The sequence below is a fragment of the Neochlamydia sp. AcF65 genome, from assembly GCF_018342435.1.
In the GTDB taxonomy this organism is placed as follows: domain Bacteria; phylum Chlamydiota; class Chlamydiia; order Chlamydiales; family Parachlamydiaceae; genus Neochlamydia.
The window spans coordinates 1-17,107 of sequence record NZ_JAEMUE010000045.1 but is presented as its reverse complement, the minus strand read 5'-3'; the positions used below and the strand labels follow the sequence as shown (position 1 = coordinate 17,107).

Here is a 17,107-nt window from a genome sequence, read left to right as displayed (position 1 = left end):
TGAATGTAGGGATTAAGCTTTTTCAAGTTCCAAACATTTCCTTATAATAGTGAGATACTAAGGCGGAAGTTATATCTTCCATATCCCCTTCCATAATTTTATCCAAATTGTATTTGGTAAGGTTGATTCGATGATCCGTTAAGCGATTTTGCGAAAAATTATAGGTACGAATACGTTCTGAGCGATCCCCGCTACCCACTTGAGCGGCGCGGTTAGAAGCTAACTCTTGAGCTTTTTTCTGTTGCTCTATCTCAGTAATTTTAGCTTTAAGTAAACGCAATGCTTTTTCTTTATTTTTATGCTGGCTGCGTTCTTCCTGACAGTAAACGACAAGACCCGTGGGCAAATGAGTTAGCCGTACTGCACTATCCGTGGTATTCACATGCTGCCCTCCTGCTCCCGAAGATCTATAGGTATCCACGCGTAAATCTTTTTCATCAACTTGTACATCTGAGTCTTCGTCAGGTTCTAAAAGCACAGCTACAGTGATAGCAGAAGTATGAACTCTCCCCTGCGCTTCAGTAGCAGGCACCCGCTGAACACGATGAGTTCCTCCTTCGTAGCGCAAATTTCGATAGACGTTTGGACCTGATAGAACCATGACGTATTCCTTATAACCACCCATATCAGAAGGGGTGCAAGATAATAGTTCATAATTCCATTGTTTACTGTCAGCATACATTTTATACATACGAACGCAGTCTCCCACAAATAAAGCAGCCTCATCCCCTCCTGTGCCGGCTCGCAACTCTAGGATGGTAGGACGATTATCATTAGGATCAGGAGGTACAAGCAGTGTTTCCAAATGTTTTTGCAACTCAGGAAGCTTGCTTTCAATTAGACGGATTTCTTCCTGCAAAACATTAGAAAATTCAGGATCGCTCTCTATTTTTAGAAGTTCTTTATTATCGGAAAGTTCTTGTTCAGCTTTTTTAAGAGCATCCCAGGTAACTTTGATCTCAGCTAGGTAAGAATGCTCTTGTGTCAGTTCTTTATATTTTTTCTGATCATTAAAGATCTCAGAGTGACCTAATGTGGCTTCAACTTCAGCTAAACGGAGGAGGAGTTGTTGGACTTTTTTTTCAATCATGATGAGGGAGATAAGCTTACAAAGCTCTCCTCTGACATGATTGTGGAAGAAAGCTTTGTAGGCTAGAATTTAAAGAATTATTTCCTTTTCTTTTTGGACTCTTTTTTTACTTCTTTTTCTTTAGGCTGCTCTTCTAATTTTCCTTCAGACTCTTCATGAGTCGCCTTGTTTTGAGCCGCAGCAGCATAACGTTTTTTAAATTTATCTACACGGCCTTCAGAGTCAACTAAAGCCTTGCTACCCGTAAAGAAAGGATGGGAAGCCGAGGAGGTTGATAAATGATAAACAGGATACTCAGCGCCTTCAAATTTATCCATTTGTTTTGGCTGTAAAGTAGATCCACATACGAATTTATGTCCTGTCGAAGAATCAACGAACAAGATTTTTTGATATTTAGGATGAATATCTTTCTTCATCAGAATTAACTCCAAAAAGGTTAGCAAATTTAATTTTCTTAAGTTACGAAAAAATGATAAAATGTATTCAATAAAAAAACAAGCCTTTTCTTTGCTGCTCGCTCAACACTTTTATCGTCAGAGTAGAAAATCTTTGGGATGCAAAAGAGATTTTGTGCTTAATTAGGGGCAATTGATTGAAATTTTTGCTTCTTAGCTCTAAGATGTCTAAACATTCGTATTTGCAAACTTTAAAACCCCATTTTTTATTATGTCTTATCATTCTTCTTTTCTCTCAAACTACGACAAGGTTCCTAAAAGCCTTAAAATCTTGATTTGCCTGACAGCTATAGTGACTATATGCAGTGCGGCATTAGAACCTCTTTTTACCACTCTCTTTAAAATATATGGACCCCAAGAGCTTTTAGGGCTCTCCCCTTGGGGTATGACAAACTCCTATTATTGGCAACTTATTACTTCCCTTTTTATTCAAAAACATGCGCATGGCATCAATTTATTTTTACTTATCAATCTTACTTTTAATATGTATATACTCTGGCTTTTTGGATCCCAACTTGCTGAATCTTATGGAGATAAATCTTTTCTTGCTCTTTATTTTATTAGCGGCATCCTCGCCAACCTAGCAGCTTTAGCAACCGTTTACCTTTTACTACCTTATAAGCTGTTTATCATTGCAGGCTTAGCCCCCTCTCTATTAGCCATCTTTGTAGCCTGGGCCATGCTTCATCGAGAGACCACCCTTCTCCTCTTTTTTTTAATCCCTATTCAGGCTAAGTGGCTTCTAGCTGTTGTGGTTGCTTTTTCTCTTCTTATTCCTTTATCGGAACTGGATTTTGTGAATCTATTCTACCATATGGTAGGCATAGCTTCCGGCTATCTTTATAGCACAGTTGTTTGGCAGCAACCGACGCCTTATCTATACATGCAAAACATAGACGAAATTTTTATGGTTGGGGGCCACAAATTTCGCGCTAAAATTCAACGCTACTTCTTTTCCACCCCGCAAAAGAGTAAAATTGTCGATATCAAAACAGGAAAAGCTACCTTAGGAGATGATGCATTTATTGACGAGATGTTAGCCAAAATTTCCCGCTATGGAGAACAATCTTTAACACGGCAAGAAAAAGACCGTATGCGTAAAATTTCGGAAGAAAAAATGAAGAAAAACTAGGAAAGCTTGCATTTTAGGCACCTAAAGCACACTCTAACTTGCCAGCTCTCTTAATCTCAAAGTAACATGTTATGCCTTTTTATAATTATAAAGCCTTTCCGAATACTAAATTTTGCTTGTTAACAAGTATATTTTATAGGAGATGGGATAGCTTTTATATAGGAGGAAGATCGCACCTGTGAACAAAAAAAAAGCTAGTAAGGGGGAATCTTCCTTTTACCAAATATGGAAATAGTTTTAATAAAAATCCTTCCACCGTAAAAGACCAAAACTTTCCTGAGAATGTTAAACAGGGAAATTGCATGAAGATTTAAGTTGACAAAGCAAGGGGTATAATTATCATTCTTTTCCTTAAAAAGGAGGAATGAATGAATACGCATAAACCCAATAGTGTTTTTGCTGTATTTAAGGCCCTGGAAGATCCAAGGAAGCAAAGAAACCAAATCTATAGTTTGTTTGATATTGTTACGATTAGCATTTTGGCGGTTTTATGCGGTGCAGATGATTGGGCAACCATCCATTTATGGGCATCTTGCAATTTACCTTGGCTGCAAGAGCATGGAATCTGCTTAGCAGGTGTGCCATCGCATGATACTTTAGGAAGATTTTTCCGCTATGTATCTGCCTCGAATTTTGAAAGATGTTTTGTACAATGGACCCAAAATATTGCTGGAGCCATTAAAGGAGTGATTGCTATAGATGGCAAAACATTAAGAGGCTCGTATGATGCAGCTCGTGAAGGAAAAGCAATTCACATGGTTAGTGCCTTTGCAGCAGAGAATAAGCTAATACTTGGCCAGCTTGCTACGGACACAAAATCAAACGAAATAACTGCCATTCCCTTGTTATTGGATATGCTTGATATCAAAGGAGCTACAGTTACCATAGATGCAGCTGGATGTCAGAAAGAGATAGCTAAACAGATTCGCCATCAAGGAGGTCATTACTTACTCGCACTGAAAGGTAATCAAGGGAGTCTACATGCAGAAACCAAAAACTTTTTTGATCAAGCTATACAGGTAACACCTAAAGAAGCGAGTTGCGATTATTACTCGATTGAAGAAAAGAGCAGAGATCGTTTTGAGAAGCGAGAAGTTTGGTGTACGCATGAATTAGATTGGCTGCCCCAGAAAGAAGAATGGGTAGATCTGAATGCGCTAGTCTGCATGAGAAGCACTAGGCGCATTAAAGATAAGACATCTATAGAGGCTAGATACTATATTGCTAGTGAAAAAGCTAGCGCTGAAAAGCATGGACTAGGCATACGCTTGCATTGGGGTATCGAAAACAAAGTTCATTGGCAATTAGATGTTTCTTATGGGGAAGATAAGAGCAAAGTCCGTAAAGACCACGGTCCCGAAAATCTATCTGTTTTGAAAAGATGTACAATGAATTTATTAAAAGCTGATACAAAAACAAAAGCAGGAATCAAGGGCAAGAGAGCAAAAGCCGGGTGGAATCGAGACTACATGATGGAAATACTAAATGGTAAATAAAATCTTCATGCAATTTCCCTGGAATGTTAAAGATTTAAACTTTGCGCACTATACGCTTCGTTTTTAAATGAGAGAAAACTTATTCCATGACAATTTGTAGGCCTTACCGATACGCGCTGAAAAACCTCAAAGAGGTTTTTGCTACAGGGCCCTCCAAAAAGCTTAAGAAGCAAGCCGCCCCCAAGTTGCAGAGAGCTTGGTAAAGGACTTTAGAAACACAAGCATCACGAAGGCTGCCCTGGAAGCCTATGGAAGTGTTGTGAAATCTTATTTTTATTACCTTATTCTCTAAATTTAAACCTCATTGAAGCTTTTTGAGCTAATTTTAAGAAGCTTAGAAAAACAAACTTAAGTAAATTTTTTCTCTTGCATAAATCGTTGATTACTATTTAAGGAAAAAAGGCCAGTAGCAGAATTTAAATAGGTTTAATTTCAAAGATGGGGATAAAAGGGTAGTTTGGCACGAAAGAGTTAGCTAGCTTTGCTTGTAGCTTTAATCGCTAAGATCTTCAATAACAAAGAGGGCTCTACAAGCATTCTCCCTATTATGACTCACGACTTAAAATCATGATTTTGCCCCCATCTATAAATCTAACACAAACTATGGCGCATAGAAGAGTATCACCATTCGATAAAGCAGAATGCTAGCTTTAAGAAGTCACCTATCAAAATCGCTTGCTCTCAAAGAAATCATATTTTTTTCCTCTTATCGCTTATTAAAAGCTTGCATTTCTTAAAATAGGGCTAGCACCAGAACGATAAGGTCGATTTTCTGCTTGAGGTAATAGTGAATAATTAACTTTTTGATTTGTCGATGGTAACTTGGAACTATTTTTAGAATTTTGATTAAGCTGCTCTTCCAACTGAGCCATGCGCGCTTCAAGCTTGGTGATTACCTTTTCCACTCTATTTACCGTAGCTTTTAGCTCTGCATTCTCTGTCAATAGCTGCTCGTATGAGGGTTGTATGCTATTTAATGTATAACTAAGCCAGTATATACCCTAGAAATTATTTTATTTATCAAAAGTGATTGATATACACCGTGACCGCTTATGAAAATTAGGATTTGCAAGCATGAAAGATATGAATAAGTTTTTATCGGTCGAGGCTCGACTTCTTTAAGTGCTTCTTTAATTTTTAAATAAGCAATCTAGCTACTCGCCAGCCAAAGCCTTTTTTTCTTGGCGACATTTTTTAAAAAAATCACGCATGAGGGTGGCTCCATATTCCTCTAGAACGCCTCTTCTAATGTTGAGATTATGCGTAGGATGAACCTTCTCAAACACATTCATCCAACTCCCATTAGCCCCATGCCGTAAATCAGGCGCGCCCCATACCAGCGTGGAAATTCTTGATAAAAACATAGCTCCTGCACACATGCAACAAGGTTCTATGGTGGTGTAAAGTGTAGTATCAGTCAATCGCCAGTTCTCTATTGCCACTTCCCCTGCAGTAATGCATAGCATTTCTGCATGGGCAGTAGCATCTTTGAGTAGTTCTACTTGGTTATATCCCCTCGAGATTACTTGTCCTTCATGCACCAAAACAGCTCCGACAGGAACTTCCCCCTGTTTAAAAGCTTTCCAGGCCTCTTTCAAAGCTTCAAGCATAAATTTTTCATCTTCTGAGTGAGGCTTAAACGTAAAGGGAAAAAGCATAGTTATCCATTCAATCTTTTCTGTAGTAATGCCATTTGCTTTTTCAAAGATTCTGTATCTTGAATATATTTTTTTTGCATTCCAATCAGTTTTTTCTCATACTTATCCACTAAGCGAGCTAATTGCTTTTCATAATAATCTTTTAAAGATTGTTGGCTTGAATGTTCGTCCTGGGCATTTCCTACAGCTGCTAAGGCTTTTTGTTCTTCTTCAGCAAGCTTATTGAGCTTTTCATAAATTTCTTTAGGAAATACTACCGAATTCATAACGGAAAAAAGATAAGTACGTACAGCCCCATATTGGCTAACTGCACCCCCCACTATCTCTTGCGATTTATCTGTATCAATTTCAGTTAATTGGGTAAAATCATTGGAGATTTGCAACAAGGCCCGTTCAAAATAATCATAAAGCTCGGCATTCTTGAGAAGCCATCGATTGATGATAAACTCAGCAATTTTTTCTCCATTTTCTTCTTGCTCTAAAGCTAAGGTATAAGCCTTCACTATCTCTTCATTTGTTAGCTTGTTTAAATTTTTACCTAAAAAATATTTCTTTACAAATTTAAAATCGTTTTTAAGATGCTCGTGTTTAAGGTCTTTTTTTACCTCTTCAATGATTTGAGGCATCCATGATATTAACAATGTAGATTTTTCTTTATAAGTGGCGTCTTTCAGCATAGAGTAATTCCTTAAAAGGGTGTTTTGATTATGCACGGTTCAAGAATCTACCAATTTAACAGAGAAAATGCAAGAAGAGAACCTTTTATTAATGGGTTTAATTTAAAAGCCATGAAATAGACCCTTCATCCTAAAAGCCTCTTTTCTTCTTTTTTCTTTTACATTTCTCCTTTTATTCGTCATGGCTCCCTCCCACCCTAAGAAGATTGCTCTTGATTTTTAATAGTTACCTAGGTAAGATGGGATGATAGAGTGAGAAAAATAGATTTACATTTTTTTAATATATTAAGTCCCCATAACTATGGTCGGACTTTAAACTTAAACGGGGGATTTTCTGAATGTCTCTAGACAAAGGAACGAAAGAAGAGATTACAAAAAAATTTCAGCTTCATGAAAAAGACACAGGCTCCGCTGACGTCCAAATCGCTATTTTAACAGAGCGTATTGCTGAATTAAATGAGCACCTTAAGCGTTCTCCTAAAGATCACGCTTCTAGGCTAGCTCTCTTTAAGCATGTTGGCCTAAGAAGACGTTTATTGGATTATTTAAACTCAACCGACACTTTGCGCTATTTGTCGCTTATTAAAAAGTTAAAATTAAGAAAATAACGCAAAAAGCTTTATATTAAGTGGGGCAGATGGCCCATACCACTGCCCTTGTTAATCTAAGCTTAAGACCCTTTATTCTTAAGAAGGCCTCAAGTTTAAGGAGAATTTTAAAGATTATAGAAATCAGAAATCGCGCTTTAAATCCATCATTTAAAGTATGTTTTCTGAGTTCTATCTGTTAGCCTTCTTTATCATCTTCGATGACGCTTGCTGGAAAAACCGCATAAAATTATGTGGATTTTTTTAGCCTTCGACCTATCAATAAATTCAAACTACATTTTAGGAGTATAATATGCAACCACACCTCATGAAGGTTAAAGTAGGCGAGCAAGAACTAATTTTTGAAACAGGAAAAATTGGTAAACAAGCCAATGGGGCTGTTTTAATAAAAGCAGGCGAAACTTATCTTTTTAATAGCGCTTGTGCGGCAGCTAACGCGGCTGATAATATTGATTTTTTCCCTTTGAAAGTTGATTACCAAGAAAAATTTTCTGCGGTAGGTAAAACGATTAGCGGCTTTATAAAAAGAGAAGGACGCCCATCTGAGAAAGAAACCCTTATTTCACGCCTTATAGACCGTCCAATACGTCCTATGTTTCCCGAGGGCTATTATAACGAAGTTCAACTATTGTCCTACGTTTGGTCTTATGATGGCATTAATATGACAGAGCCCTTGGCAATCTGTGGCATTTCAGCCGCTTTAGTGCTCTCAGATATTCCCTTATTAAAACCTGTAGCTGGTGTACGTGTTGGCTTAATAGATGGGAAGTGGCTTGTCAATCCTACTCAAGAGCAGATGAAAAAATCTAAATTAGATCTAATGCTAGCGGGAACCGAAAATGCTATTCTTATGATCGAAGGTCATTGTGATTTTCTGACAGAAGATCAACTCATGGAAGCCATTGAAGTAGGCCACAATAGTATCAAAATTATTTGCCAAGCCCTACATAATTGGCAAAAAGAGATTGGTAAAGAAAAAAACTTGACCACTCTTAAAAGCTTGCCTAAAGAACTCATGGGAGAAGTTGAAAAACTTGCTAGACCTCTTTTAGAACCTGCATTAAGAAGCAATCTAAAGCAAGATCGTGAAGAAAAATTGAATGCTATGAGAAAAGCTGTGGTGGATAACCTTTTACCTGAAGGAGAAGAACCTAAATATTCCGTTAATCAGGTTAATGTGGCTCTTAAAGATATTCAGTCTAAATACATGCGTAAAATGATCTTAGAAGAAGATATCCGTAGCGATGGACGTGACAGTAAACAGATTCGCTCGATTGATATCGAGCAAGGCCTTCTGCCTCGTACGCACGGCAGTTCACTATTTACGCGTGGTGAGACGCAAGCGGTAGGGGTATGTACGTTAGGTGGGGAAGCTATGTCGCAAAGATACGAGGATCTCGATGAAGAGAGTAGCCGTAGATTTTATCTTCAATATTTCTTCCCTCCCTTCTCTGTAGGAGAAGTGGGACGCATAGGCTCTCCAGGACGCCGTGAAATTGGCCATGGAAAATTAGCAGAAAGAGCTTTGTCAGCTATTGTACCTGCTCGAGATATCTTTCCTTATACCATGCGCTTAGAATCCACCATTACAGAATCTAATGGTTCTTCCTCCATGGCTACAGTATGTGCAGGCTGCCTTTCTATGATGGATGCAGGAGTACCTATTAAACGTCCAATTGCAGGAATTGCCATGGGACTGATTTTAGAAGAGGGACATTACAAAATTTTGTCTGACATTTTGGGAATCGAAGATGCTTTAGGCGACATGGACTTTAAAATTGCTGGTGACCAGCATGGCATCACAGCCTTCCAAATGGATATCAAAGTAGAAGGAATTACCCCAGCTATTATGCAAGCGGCTCTAAATCAAGCTAAAGAGGGTAGAATTCACATTCTTAACAAGATGTTGGAAGTTTGTCCTACTTTCAAACCGCAGATGTCTATCTATGCCCCACGTATTGAAACCATGCAGATTAAGCCTAGTAAGATTGCCACAGTGATAGGTCCAGGAGGAAAACAAATTCGAGCTATTATCGAAGCCTCCGGGGTAGAAATTGATATCAACGATGACGGCTTGATTAGCATAGCCTCTACAAACTTAGAAGGTATTGAAAAAGCCAAAGCTATTATTCATGGCCTAACAGCTGAGGTAGAAATAGGTAGGACTTATACAGGTAAAGTTACCTCTGTAGTAGCTTTCGGAGCATTTATAGAAATTTTACCGGGTAAAGAAGGGTTATGCCATATCTCTGAATTTGAACATACACGCATTGAAAACTTAGCCGATCATGTCAAACAAGGAGAAATAATCTCTGTAAAAGTTTTAGATATCAACGAACGTGGCCAGCTTAAGTTGAGCCGTAAAGCACTTCTTAGTAAGTAATGAAGAGGAGATCGATAGAAAAAGACTATCGATCTCCCTTCATTTTATTCATTCCTTAAGATATCTATATTTTATCATCATATCATTTTTCGCTTATCTTTTTCTGCTAGGCTTTATTCCTTTCCCTCTCATCTTAAACCCCACTTCTTGGCTAATAAATTTCTTTGCTATGTTCTTAGTAGATGCTCTAAATTTCTGAGACAAAAGCTGATCTTGTTATCTAAAAACCTTTCTTAGCAAATAATCGTGCCTTTCATTAGCAAGCCTCTTAGTTGTACCATTAACTTTTTAACTTAATAAAACATTTGACAAAACGTTATCTTTAATAAATTTTTGTAGCTCTATAATCATTATCTTTAAGTCATACTTTTGCGTCTACAATCTCTTAATTTTCACTCTACTAGCCTTCTTAAAGATGGCGACTTAATTTATTAATAATTAAAGCTACTTGATTTGTGCCTCATCACTCCATAGAAAGAAAGTAATTATAGAAGTAAATACCCCTTTTGCTTAACTCTTCCTAGCTTAAGCCTGCCTAAAAGCTCCTTCAGCTAGCGATTAGCGAATAAACCTAGCGCGCGATATATATTCTAGGATTAATAGACGCAGCATGGATATTTTTAATTACTTTCTAAAAACTCGCTTCACGCATCCATCAGGCAACATGACGCATTAATTACTCTCAAGCAAAGTATCTAGAAGGCTTTTTAAAGCATATCCTCTCTTCTCTAAAGCTAAGTAAAAAATTAGCATATGGTTGATCTATATTAAAAGTGAGCAAGCCAATCCTCAAGGCACGTGCATAACTTTTAAGCCCATCATCCTAATTAGGGAAAATTAAAAAAATCTTATAATTACGATATTTAAGTTCTTTACAAATTTGAATGGTATAGATATAAACTGCTTTAACACTAGCCAAAAAACTACAAGCGGCAACATATCAACCATTTATTCAACTTTAGGCCCCATAACTGTAGGTAGTAATGAATAATATTTTTTCTTGGAATCCTTCTAACCCTCTTCTCAAGCAACTAGAAGATTATCGCCACGACCTAAATAAAACCCTCCCTACATCTGAGAGAGATAAAGACCCCACCCAAAACCTTACTGCTTTTTTCCAAAATTTTGTGCGAACAATCGAAGTAGAGCACCCTCTTCTTCGCAAAGTCTTTGTGCGTTGGCTAGGAAAAAAAGATTTAGTAGATAGTAATGGAGAGCTTGAACCTACCTTAATTGCGAATTATCTTGCTCCTATTTGGAAAAAGGATCCTGATGAATGCCAAGCTAATCTCCATCTTTTATTCAATTACATGACTCAGATCACGAAAAGTTTTATCAAAAAAAAATTCAGCTTAGCCGTAAACCCCTCTCTTGAAAAAATTGATATCCAATTTTTGGATCAAAAATTTTATAAAAGTTACCACAAAATTTTATCTACCGTGCAGTTCATTTGCTCGCTAGAAAAAATAGAAGATGAGTCAATTAAAATCATTATCACTGAGCTCAACGTCTGGTGCCTTCATTATTTAGTAGAATCAGCAAAAACGCCCTTAATCAATTTCGATCAGGATAAATACAACTATCCATTTAGCGAATACATAGACGATAATGCTCCTCATTATCACCGTGAAGATGGAGGGGCAATTGTAAAGATTTTCCTTAGGGTAATCAAGCAACGGCACGATTGGCTAAAAGATATCAAAATTAGCCTTATAAAAAATGATGAGTTTGAAAAATTAATTATTAATTGCTGTCAGATCTTAAAAGGACGCTATCTTCCTGCTGAGTCGAACAATCTGAAGAATATCCTTGAAGAGATTAACAACAAACCAGAAGAAAATGATTTTACTTTTGTAGATTATTCCGAAGCGTTCAAGTTCTATGAACATAATAGCTCCATTCTCCCTACCAAAAATATAAAGGAAATTTTACATAGAGTGTCTAAGGACAATCATTTAATTGTTGGAGTAGTATTAAAAATTGATAGCCAGGCTCTCTACTTTTTTCATGGCAATAACAAAAAAAACTTAAAGAAATTTTTAAATACATTTAAAAGCCTTCAAGGAGCTCACGGAGCGTATCCTGATATTGTATTACTCAAAGAACTTTTAATTCGTACAGGCTATAGAATTACATCCCTTTTAGACCACTATCCTCTTCCCCAGAGAAAAGCTTACGAAACCTACCTAGAGATTCCTCCGTTAGAAGAGCGTGAGATTACTCTAAAGGAGGTAATAAATACCCATCAAGAACTCTTTAAATACGTAGAAACTTTATCTGAATCGGTAGAAAACTCGACGCTTACCTCACACTATTTGCAGTTTCTTTATAAACTGCTTGCCGTCACAAAGCCAGTCATAAGAGTAGAAAATCCTCTTATTTATAAAGCAGCATTTAATTGTTTAAGCAAGATAAGAAAACATCTTAGCCAGCTTAGCTATGGTAATTTCCAAGCTTGCCAAAACAAATTCATTCTTGTTTTTGAACATTTTCAACAGCTTCAAATATTATACAAAAGAGAAGAAATTGAAACTATTCCTGAGGTTCTAAATTCCCAACCTACTCCTGAAGGAGTAATAAGCAACGGATATACTTTTACAAGCGGTATTGCTTGCTTTGGAAACATTACGGAAGGTCTTTTGCAAATGTTTGCTGAAGGACCTTCTCAGCCTGATGGAGAGCCTTGTAAGCCCTCTGTAATATTTGACACCAACAGTTACTACGAAATCAGCGAGAGCACAGGAGGCCTTAAAGATTGCTTAAAAGAACGTTTTTCCTGTCAAACTGCCCAGCTAAGTAATTTTGAAACAATTCCGAACCTGGAAAATTATGATGTTATCTTTACAGATATCTATCCTAATCGGGTAGTGAGACTTGTCATAGAAGAAATAAAAGTTAAAGAGATTATTAAAAAAATTTTAGAAAAAAGAGCTTCTAGCTCGGCTGCGCATAATGATAAACGTCCATTAGCGATGGTCCTTGATTGTGCCACTACGTTTTTTATGCATGAAGAAGTCCGCAGCTTAGTAGAAGAATTTGCAACCCCTATTAATGAAGGAAAATTAATTCTTATTTTAACCAACAGCCTAGCTAAGTATGGGCAGCTTGGGTTAGATAAATTTCCGGGCGGAATAGTACAAGTTTATAGTTCCGATACATCTGCGGACGATTTATTAAGAGGTTTATTAACAAGTAGTGCAAACGATAACTTTTCTAAAGAAGCTTTCTGGTTTTTTCATCTTATGCTCAAACATTGCAGTGAAAATATCATAAATTATCTAGAAAAAATAAGAAAAAATACTGACTTTGTTTATAAAGAATTACAAAAACAGGGACTAGTCATAGAAAAAAAACAAGACAGTACTAATCAAGGCTCCATTCAAAAGAATAATACTAAAAAACCTTTGATTCAAATCGGTTATAGAGATGAAAAAGTCCCGATGATAGGAATTCACATGAAGGGTTTTCAAAAAGAACTTTTTGGAAAGGAGGATGAGCAACTTTTACATATTTTGGTAGTTATCATGCAGTATTATTTGTATGCTAGATATATCAATGAAAATCTACCTGTCACCATGAGCCAAAGCTTTGGATTTGCGAATGCCAATTTAATTGAGTGCTGGTCTGCATTGAGATTAACAATTGGTCTAGAGGAGGAAAAAGATCTACGTTCATATGCTGCGATAATCGGTCAAATTAAAGAAGAGCTAGATTGTTTGGTCGAAGATGGTTTAAAAGAAAAAATAAAAGATAACATCATCACGCTATCCAAGCAACAGGATTTAAAAAAGTTATTTTATCATTACCATTCTAACTTTGTGAATAAGGTTCAAGACGGTTTATCATCTTTCATTAGCTATCTGTGTACTCTTAAGGAGTGCTAAGAAACCTTTTAAGGTATTAAATAAGACGAGTTAGCCGATAAGGAAATAGCTGAAAAAATGAGGCACTTAAATCTATCTTCCCCTTGGTCAATTTATAAATCTAGCCAACTAACAATTTTTGCTAATCCTTAATATTTTCTTTCCTTTAGCTACACTTTGCGGAAACTTTCTTTGCAGCTAAGAGATTCATTTAACCTGCCATCTTATTCTTTTTACACTAAAAGTGATCCTGCTCCAGTCCTTTTGCCAGGCTTTGGTTGCCTATAGATCCAAGGAGAAATTTTTCATTTCAATAGCTTATCTCCAGGGTTCCGCTAGCTGGCGTTTTTTCGGCAGCAATATTTTCCCAAACTTATAGGCAAGCTTTTCCTTTTGCTAATAAATAAGAAATCTCTCCTTTTCCTTTACAGGGCTAATCAATTGCCCGCCCTCTGCCTTTTTCTACTGAAAAAAAATCGTTTACTACGCGCTGCCAACCTAACTTTGTGATTAGCTTAAGTTGCATCTAAGCAAGGTTTACAGCATTCTATCTAATGGGCTATCTTAGTAGCATCTAGGTACCCTGAAAGAGCTCCTGACCGGCAAAGCTTCACCCTTCTCCTGAAGGTACATTACATGACCCTACATCTTTAATGAGCTCTAGATCAAATAGTGCTACAGATCTTTTTCTAGGATCCATAAGGATAAGTCTCTAACTTGCTTTTTACACTCCTTAAAAAGCTTGGGTGCTAAAATCTTGTGTTGGGTGTCCATAGCTTTTTACAACCATTCTGGTATCAGATCTTAGATATTACCATCATAGAAAGATACTTAATACGCCTTAAAAAACTTAGTCTACATACCCAACCTTCTGAAAGATCCGCCTATGCTCAACAAAAGGGGTTTTATTAAGTACGTGAGTGCATAAAGAGTAGATTAAAAGCGTATGCTGGAAGACGAATAAAAAAACAGCTGCTAGTGAAATACCTTCTTCACAGGGTTTGATTCTTTTTATCAAAAAAGATTTAAACAGTGAGGATCATGAGGGTTTAGAGAAAGATTGATGAATGCCCCTTTTTCCGAGATATAGGATAAGTGTAAAAAGCTTGAGCCTTAAACAATGCAAAATGTCGCTCAAAAGCTATTTGAGGCCCCCAATTAGCAAGAGCAATAGAAGAAGTAGATGGCCAAAATTATTATTAAACGAAGCGCTGGTTATGAGTATATTGTCTTATGAAAAGTGGCTATATCACATGCATGGACTTTAAATATATTAGGAAACTCTTATCAATTTAAATATCGACATCCTGGCCGCCGCTTAAGTTGTCTTTACCAATTTGATAAAAAGAAGGGTAGCTTATGCTTACCACCCGTAACCCCTGCATCCACTTGACTCGTAAGGAAAAACAAACATCAATGAGCTAGATGATGCAGTATAGGCTATGGCGTGAAGCATATAGAATTATTATAATCTTATCCGATGAATAGGGTGGAATGGGGGAGCGAATATTTAGATTTTTATCCATGTTTGAATCATTGCACCTGGATCAATAATACCTTGGAGTTTTACAGAAGCTTTATTGACCTTCGTGTTTCCAATTTTAATGACTTTTAAATTCATGTTGTCTAAAAAAGAAGGCAGTTCTTCAAATGAATGATTTCCATTCAAATTTAATTCTTGTAAATTAACCAATTCTTGAAGTTCAGAAGGTAGAGAAGTTAAATTATTAGCGCAAAGATCTAAATGCTGTAAGCCTTTCAGGTATTTAAAATAAGGAGGTAAATTTGTTAACTTTGCACCACTAAGTTCTAAAAACTGAATTTGTTCAATTTGCCGCATGATATCTTTTAAGCATATCCTCTCAACTTCTTCAGGATGAGAAAAATCATGGTTTAAGTATTTGTGAAGAATATTTCGAGCTATCGTGTGACCTTTTAAACTTCTCGAATACTGCACATAGATACGACCTTTCAGATACACATTTTTAACAATAAATTCACACAGTTGCTTGATTTCTTTTAACTGATTAATTTTCTGGGATATCTCACTAACACTTTTCTCTGCATCTTTTATGCCCTCATTAGAAGAAATTGATAAATCATAATCATTCTGCCCAGGTAAATGAGATTCAAGGAAATTAGAGCCGAATCGGGAATCAAAGCTAGAGGTTTGTGTTAATGCTTGCATACTGTACTCCTTTTTAACAAAATTTTTATTTTATTATAAAAAAAATGTCAATAAGTATTTAATATCAAACGATCTGGAAAAAATCTTTTTCAAGATAATATTTACCATCAAACCTATCCAGGCAATGGTTGAAAGTGTTTTAAAAAATGATTTTGTATAATTAAGGAGAATTAAAACTTTCTGTTCTTTTTTCTCCCATCTTTCGTATAAGTAAAGAAACTACTTAGCATAGATCAGGCTATATTGCCTAATATTTAAAATTTTGTTTAGCAATCCCACTGATTTATTAAGCAATTATACACGTTAGCTAGCTAAAAGAGCATATCAGCTGCTGGCATTTGAGTGATAAATGTTATTTTAATATTAAAATTAGCTTTGATGAACAAACTAGGCTTAGGCCCTCAAATTTACCTAAGGAACCTTTGAGGGCCTTTATCCAGATGGAGAGGCTGAAAAGTCGATATATTGAAAACCTTATATATTAACTAGATGATTTTCGATTTCAGGGATGGGACAATCCGTCAAATCTTTTGCTACTTCAGCCACTATAGTTTTTTGCGTGCTACTATTTATATGAGGGCGCACTAATCCTAAAAACGCAGGATTAGCCATTAAATAAAGCCTTGTAAATTCTCCTTTATAATGGGCAGCACAGATATACTCTCCTAAGGATCTAGCAAATTTCTCCTTTTCCACCTCTTTAGGATCCGTTTCAGGTTCGTAAGCATGACGAGTGGTTCCTCCACTTTGAAAGTTACGCCCAGGTTTTCTCCCTTCTAACACCTGATCTTGTAAACGGCTTTCAGGATGATTGAGGACTATAAGTTCTTCAATTTTAGGAAATTTTGCTAAACGATAAATCTTAGCTTTCGAGCTATTGGCAACTACGATCCAAGTTAGAGTATGTGGCATTCTTCCTCCTAATGCTATTAGAACAATTAATTTTACTATTAAAAAAGCAACTGATATTTATATTGTCTATCATTTAGTCTCGAAAAATAGATTAAAAGCTCCTCTAAATTTTTTTATCACTTATTATCTATAAAGCTTGCCTCTATCTATTAAAGAAAGGTTTTTTAAGTGATGAAGCTCTCAAAAGGCTTATATTTAATCTAGCTTTTGAAAGCATTCACTTAACGCATAATCTTGCATTTAGCTTTTTAAAATACTATAAAAAATTCAATTAGGCTAAACTTTTAGCCATTTCAAATTGTCACGCTACCTATTCTCAAGCCTATTTATTGAGCTTACAATAACATTACTTTTTCCTCCTAGCTACAAGATTTTTATCCAGCCATTCCCGCAAATAAAAATTTTAACGTTATTTAAAGATAATCCTTAGGTCTGCTTATCTAAAAGCAAAAGGGTACCTTAAGCTTTCTTTGCCGAAGTTAATATTTAGTTTAAATTTAAGAATTTCTACACTCAAGGGTTCAAAGGGCACTTTTAAGCTTTTTATGTTAAGAAGTATTCGGAGTAAGTCTTGCTCCTTTAAATCCATAGGCAATTGAGTGATAAAGATCTTGCCAGCTATCGATAAAGTAAGAGACAAAAAAA

At 36.3% G+C, this 17,107-nt stretch carries 12 protein-coding genes; 5 read left to right on the top strand and 7 right to left on the bottom strand.

Going from position 1 to position 17,107, the window contains the following annotated elements:
• Positions 1 to 22: 22 nt before the first annotated feature.
• Together prfA and NEOC65_RS05565 are read right to left on the bottom strand one after the other, a co-directional pair.
• Positions 23 to 1,087 carry a peptide chain release factor 1 gene (gene prfA, locus NEOC65_RS05570; RefSeq protein ID WP_349305257.1) on the bottom strand — a complete coding sequence of 355 codons (1,065 nt, stop codon included), beginning with the start codon at positions 1,085 to 1,087 and terminating at the stop codon, positions 23 to 25.
• Between the two features lie 80 nt (positions 1,088 to 1,167).
• On the bottom strand, positions 1,168 to 1,506 hold the full coding sequence (locus NEOC65_RS05565; RefSeq protein ID WP_166155325.1) for a type B 50S ribosomal protein L31: 339 nt from the start codon (positions 1,504 to 1,506) through the stop codon (positions 1,168 to 1,170).
• A 310-nt stretch (positions 1,507 to 1,816) separates the two neighbouring features.
• Here NEOC65_RS05565 and NEOC65_RS05560 point away from each other — a divergent pair, with 310 nt between their 5' ends.
• Both NEOC65_RS05560 and NEOC65_RS05555 read left to right on the top strand, forming a co-directional pair.
• Complete coding sequence (locus tag NEOC65_RS05560; protein WP_213152168.1) at positions 1,817 to 2,677, top strand: rhomboid family intramembrane serine protease; 861 nt, start codon at positions 1,817 to 1,819, stop codon at positions 2,675 to 2,677.
• Positions 2,678 to 3,045: 368 nt separating this feature from the next.
• Positions 3,046 to 4,173 (top strand): ISAs1 family transposase, encoded by a 1,128-nt coding sequence (locus NEOC65_RS05555; protein ID WP_213156007.1) that lies wholly within the window; start codon positions 3,046 to 3,048, stop codon positions 4,171 to 4,173.
• 716 nt (positions 4,174 to 4,889) lie between these two features.
• Here the strand turns inward: NEOC65_RS05555 and NEOC65_RS05550 are convergent.
• The 3 genes from NEOC65_RS05550 to NEOC65_RS05540 all read right to left on the bottom strand — a co-directional run bounded on the left by NEOC65_RS05550 (position 4,890) and on the right by NEOC65_RS05540 (position 6,508).
• The gene (locus NEOC65_RS05550) at positions 4,890 to 5,141 is read right to left on the bottom strand and encodes a DUF6444 domain-containing protein (RefSeq protein WP_502710352.1); all 252 of its coding nucleotides are present in this window, start codon (positions 5,139 to 5,141) and stop codon (positions 4,890 to 4,892) included.
• Between the two features lie 186 nt (positions 5,142 to 5,327).
• A complete protein-coding gene (gene tadA / locus NEOC65_RS05545) occupies positions 5,328 to 5,831 on the bottom strand; it encodes a tRNA adenosine(34) deaminase TadA (protein WP_213152284.1) in 504 nt (167 codons plus the stop codon).
• Between the two features lie 2 nt (positions 5,832 to 5,833).
• Positions 5,834 to 6,508, bottom strand: coding sequence for a hypothetical protein (locus NEOC65_RS05540; protein ID WP_213152285.1), 675 nt, complete (start codon positions 6,506 to 6,508; stop codon positions 5,834 to 5,836).
• Positions 6,509 to 6,846: 338 nt separating this feature from the next.
• On the opposite strand from NEOC65_RS05540, the gene rpsO reads away from it, so the two are divergent.
• The 3 genes from rpsO to NEOC65_RS05525 all read left to right on the top strand — a co-directional run bounded on the left by rpsO (position 6,847) and on the right by NEOC65_RS05525 (position 13,383).
• A complete protein-coding gene (gene rpsO / locus NEOC65_RS05535; RefSeq protein ID WP_039385127.1) occupies positions 6,847 to 7,116 on the top strand; it encodes a 30S ribosomal protein S15 in 270 nt (89 codons plus the stop codon).
• A gap of 292 nt (positions 7,117 to 7,408) precedes the next feature.
• Entirely contained in the window at positions 7,409 to 9,499 is a 2,091-nt protein-coding gene (pnp, locus tag NEOC65_RS05530; RefSeq protein ID WP_213152286.1) for a polyribonucleotide nucleotidyltransferase, read from the top strand.
• A gap of 983 nt (positions 9,500 to 10,482) precedes the next feature.
• The gene (locus NEOC65_RS05525) at positions 10,483 to 13,383 is read left to right on the top strand and encodes a hypothetical protein (RefSeq protein ID WP_166154298.1); all 2,901 of its coding nucleotides are present in this window, start codon (positions 10,483 to 10,485) and stop codon (positions 13,381 to 13,383) included.
• Positions 13,384 to 14,872: 1,489 nt separating this feature from the next.
• Here NEOC65_RS05525 and NEOC65_RS05520 read toward each other — a convergent pair.
• Together NEOC65_RS05520 and NEOC65_RS05515 are read right to left on the bottom strand one after the other, a co-directional pair.
• Positions 14,873 to 15,550, bottom strand: coding sequence for a leucine-rich repeat domain-containing protein (locus tag NEOC65_RS05520; protein ID WP_213152287.1), 678 nt, complete (start codon positions 15,548 to 15,550; stop codon positions 14,873 to 14,875).
• 474 nt (positions 15,551 to 16,024) lie between these two features.
• Positions 16,025 to 16,462, bottom strand: a complete 438-nt coding sequence (locus NEOC65_RS05515; RefSeq protein ID WP_166154302.1) for a host attachment protein — start codon at positions 16,460 to 16,462, stop codon at positions 16,025 to 16,027.
• Positions 16,463 to 17,107: the final 645 nt, after the last annotated feature.

Excerpts from the sequence above, each read along its gene's own strand:
- NEOC65_RS05520 (WP_213152287.1), bottom strand. The coding sequence starts at position 15,550 with ATGCAAGCATTAACACAAACCTCTAGCTTTGATTCCCGATTCGGCTCT.
- NEOC65_RS05525 (WP_166154298.1), top strand. The coding sequence starts at position 10,483 with ATGAATAATATTTTTTCTTGGAATCCTTCTAACCCTCTTCTCAAGCAA.
- NEOC65_RS05555 (WP_213156007.1), top strand. The coding sequence starts at position 3,046 with ATGAATACGCATAAACCCAATAGTGTTTTTGCTGTATTTAAGGCCCTG.
- NEOC65_RS05515 (WP_166154302.1), bottom strand. The coding sequence starts at position 16,462 with ATGCCACATACTCTAACTTGGATCGTAGTTGCCAATAGCTCGAAAGCT.
- NEOC65_RS05540 (WP_213152285.1), bottom strand. The coding sequence starts at position 6,508 with ATGCTGAAAGACGCCACTTATAAAGAAAAATCTACATTGTTAATATCA.
- rpsO (WP_039385127.1), top strand. The coding sequence starts at position 6,847 with ATGTCTCTAGACAAAGGAACGAAAGAAGAGATTACAAAAAAATTTCAG.
- NEOC65_RS05565 (WP_166155325.1), bottom strand. The coding sequence starts at position 1,506 with ATGAAGAAAGATATTCATCCTAAATATCAAAAAATCTTGTTCGTTGAT.
- pnp (WP_213152286.1), top strand. The coding sequence starts at position 7,409 with ATGCAACCACACCTCATGAAGGTTAAAGTAGGCGAGCAAGAACTAATT.
- tadA (WP_213152284.1), bottom strand. The coding sequence starts at position 5,831 with ATGCTTTTTCCCTTTACGTTTAAGCCTCACTCAGAAGATGAAAAATTT.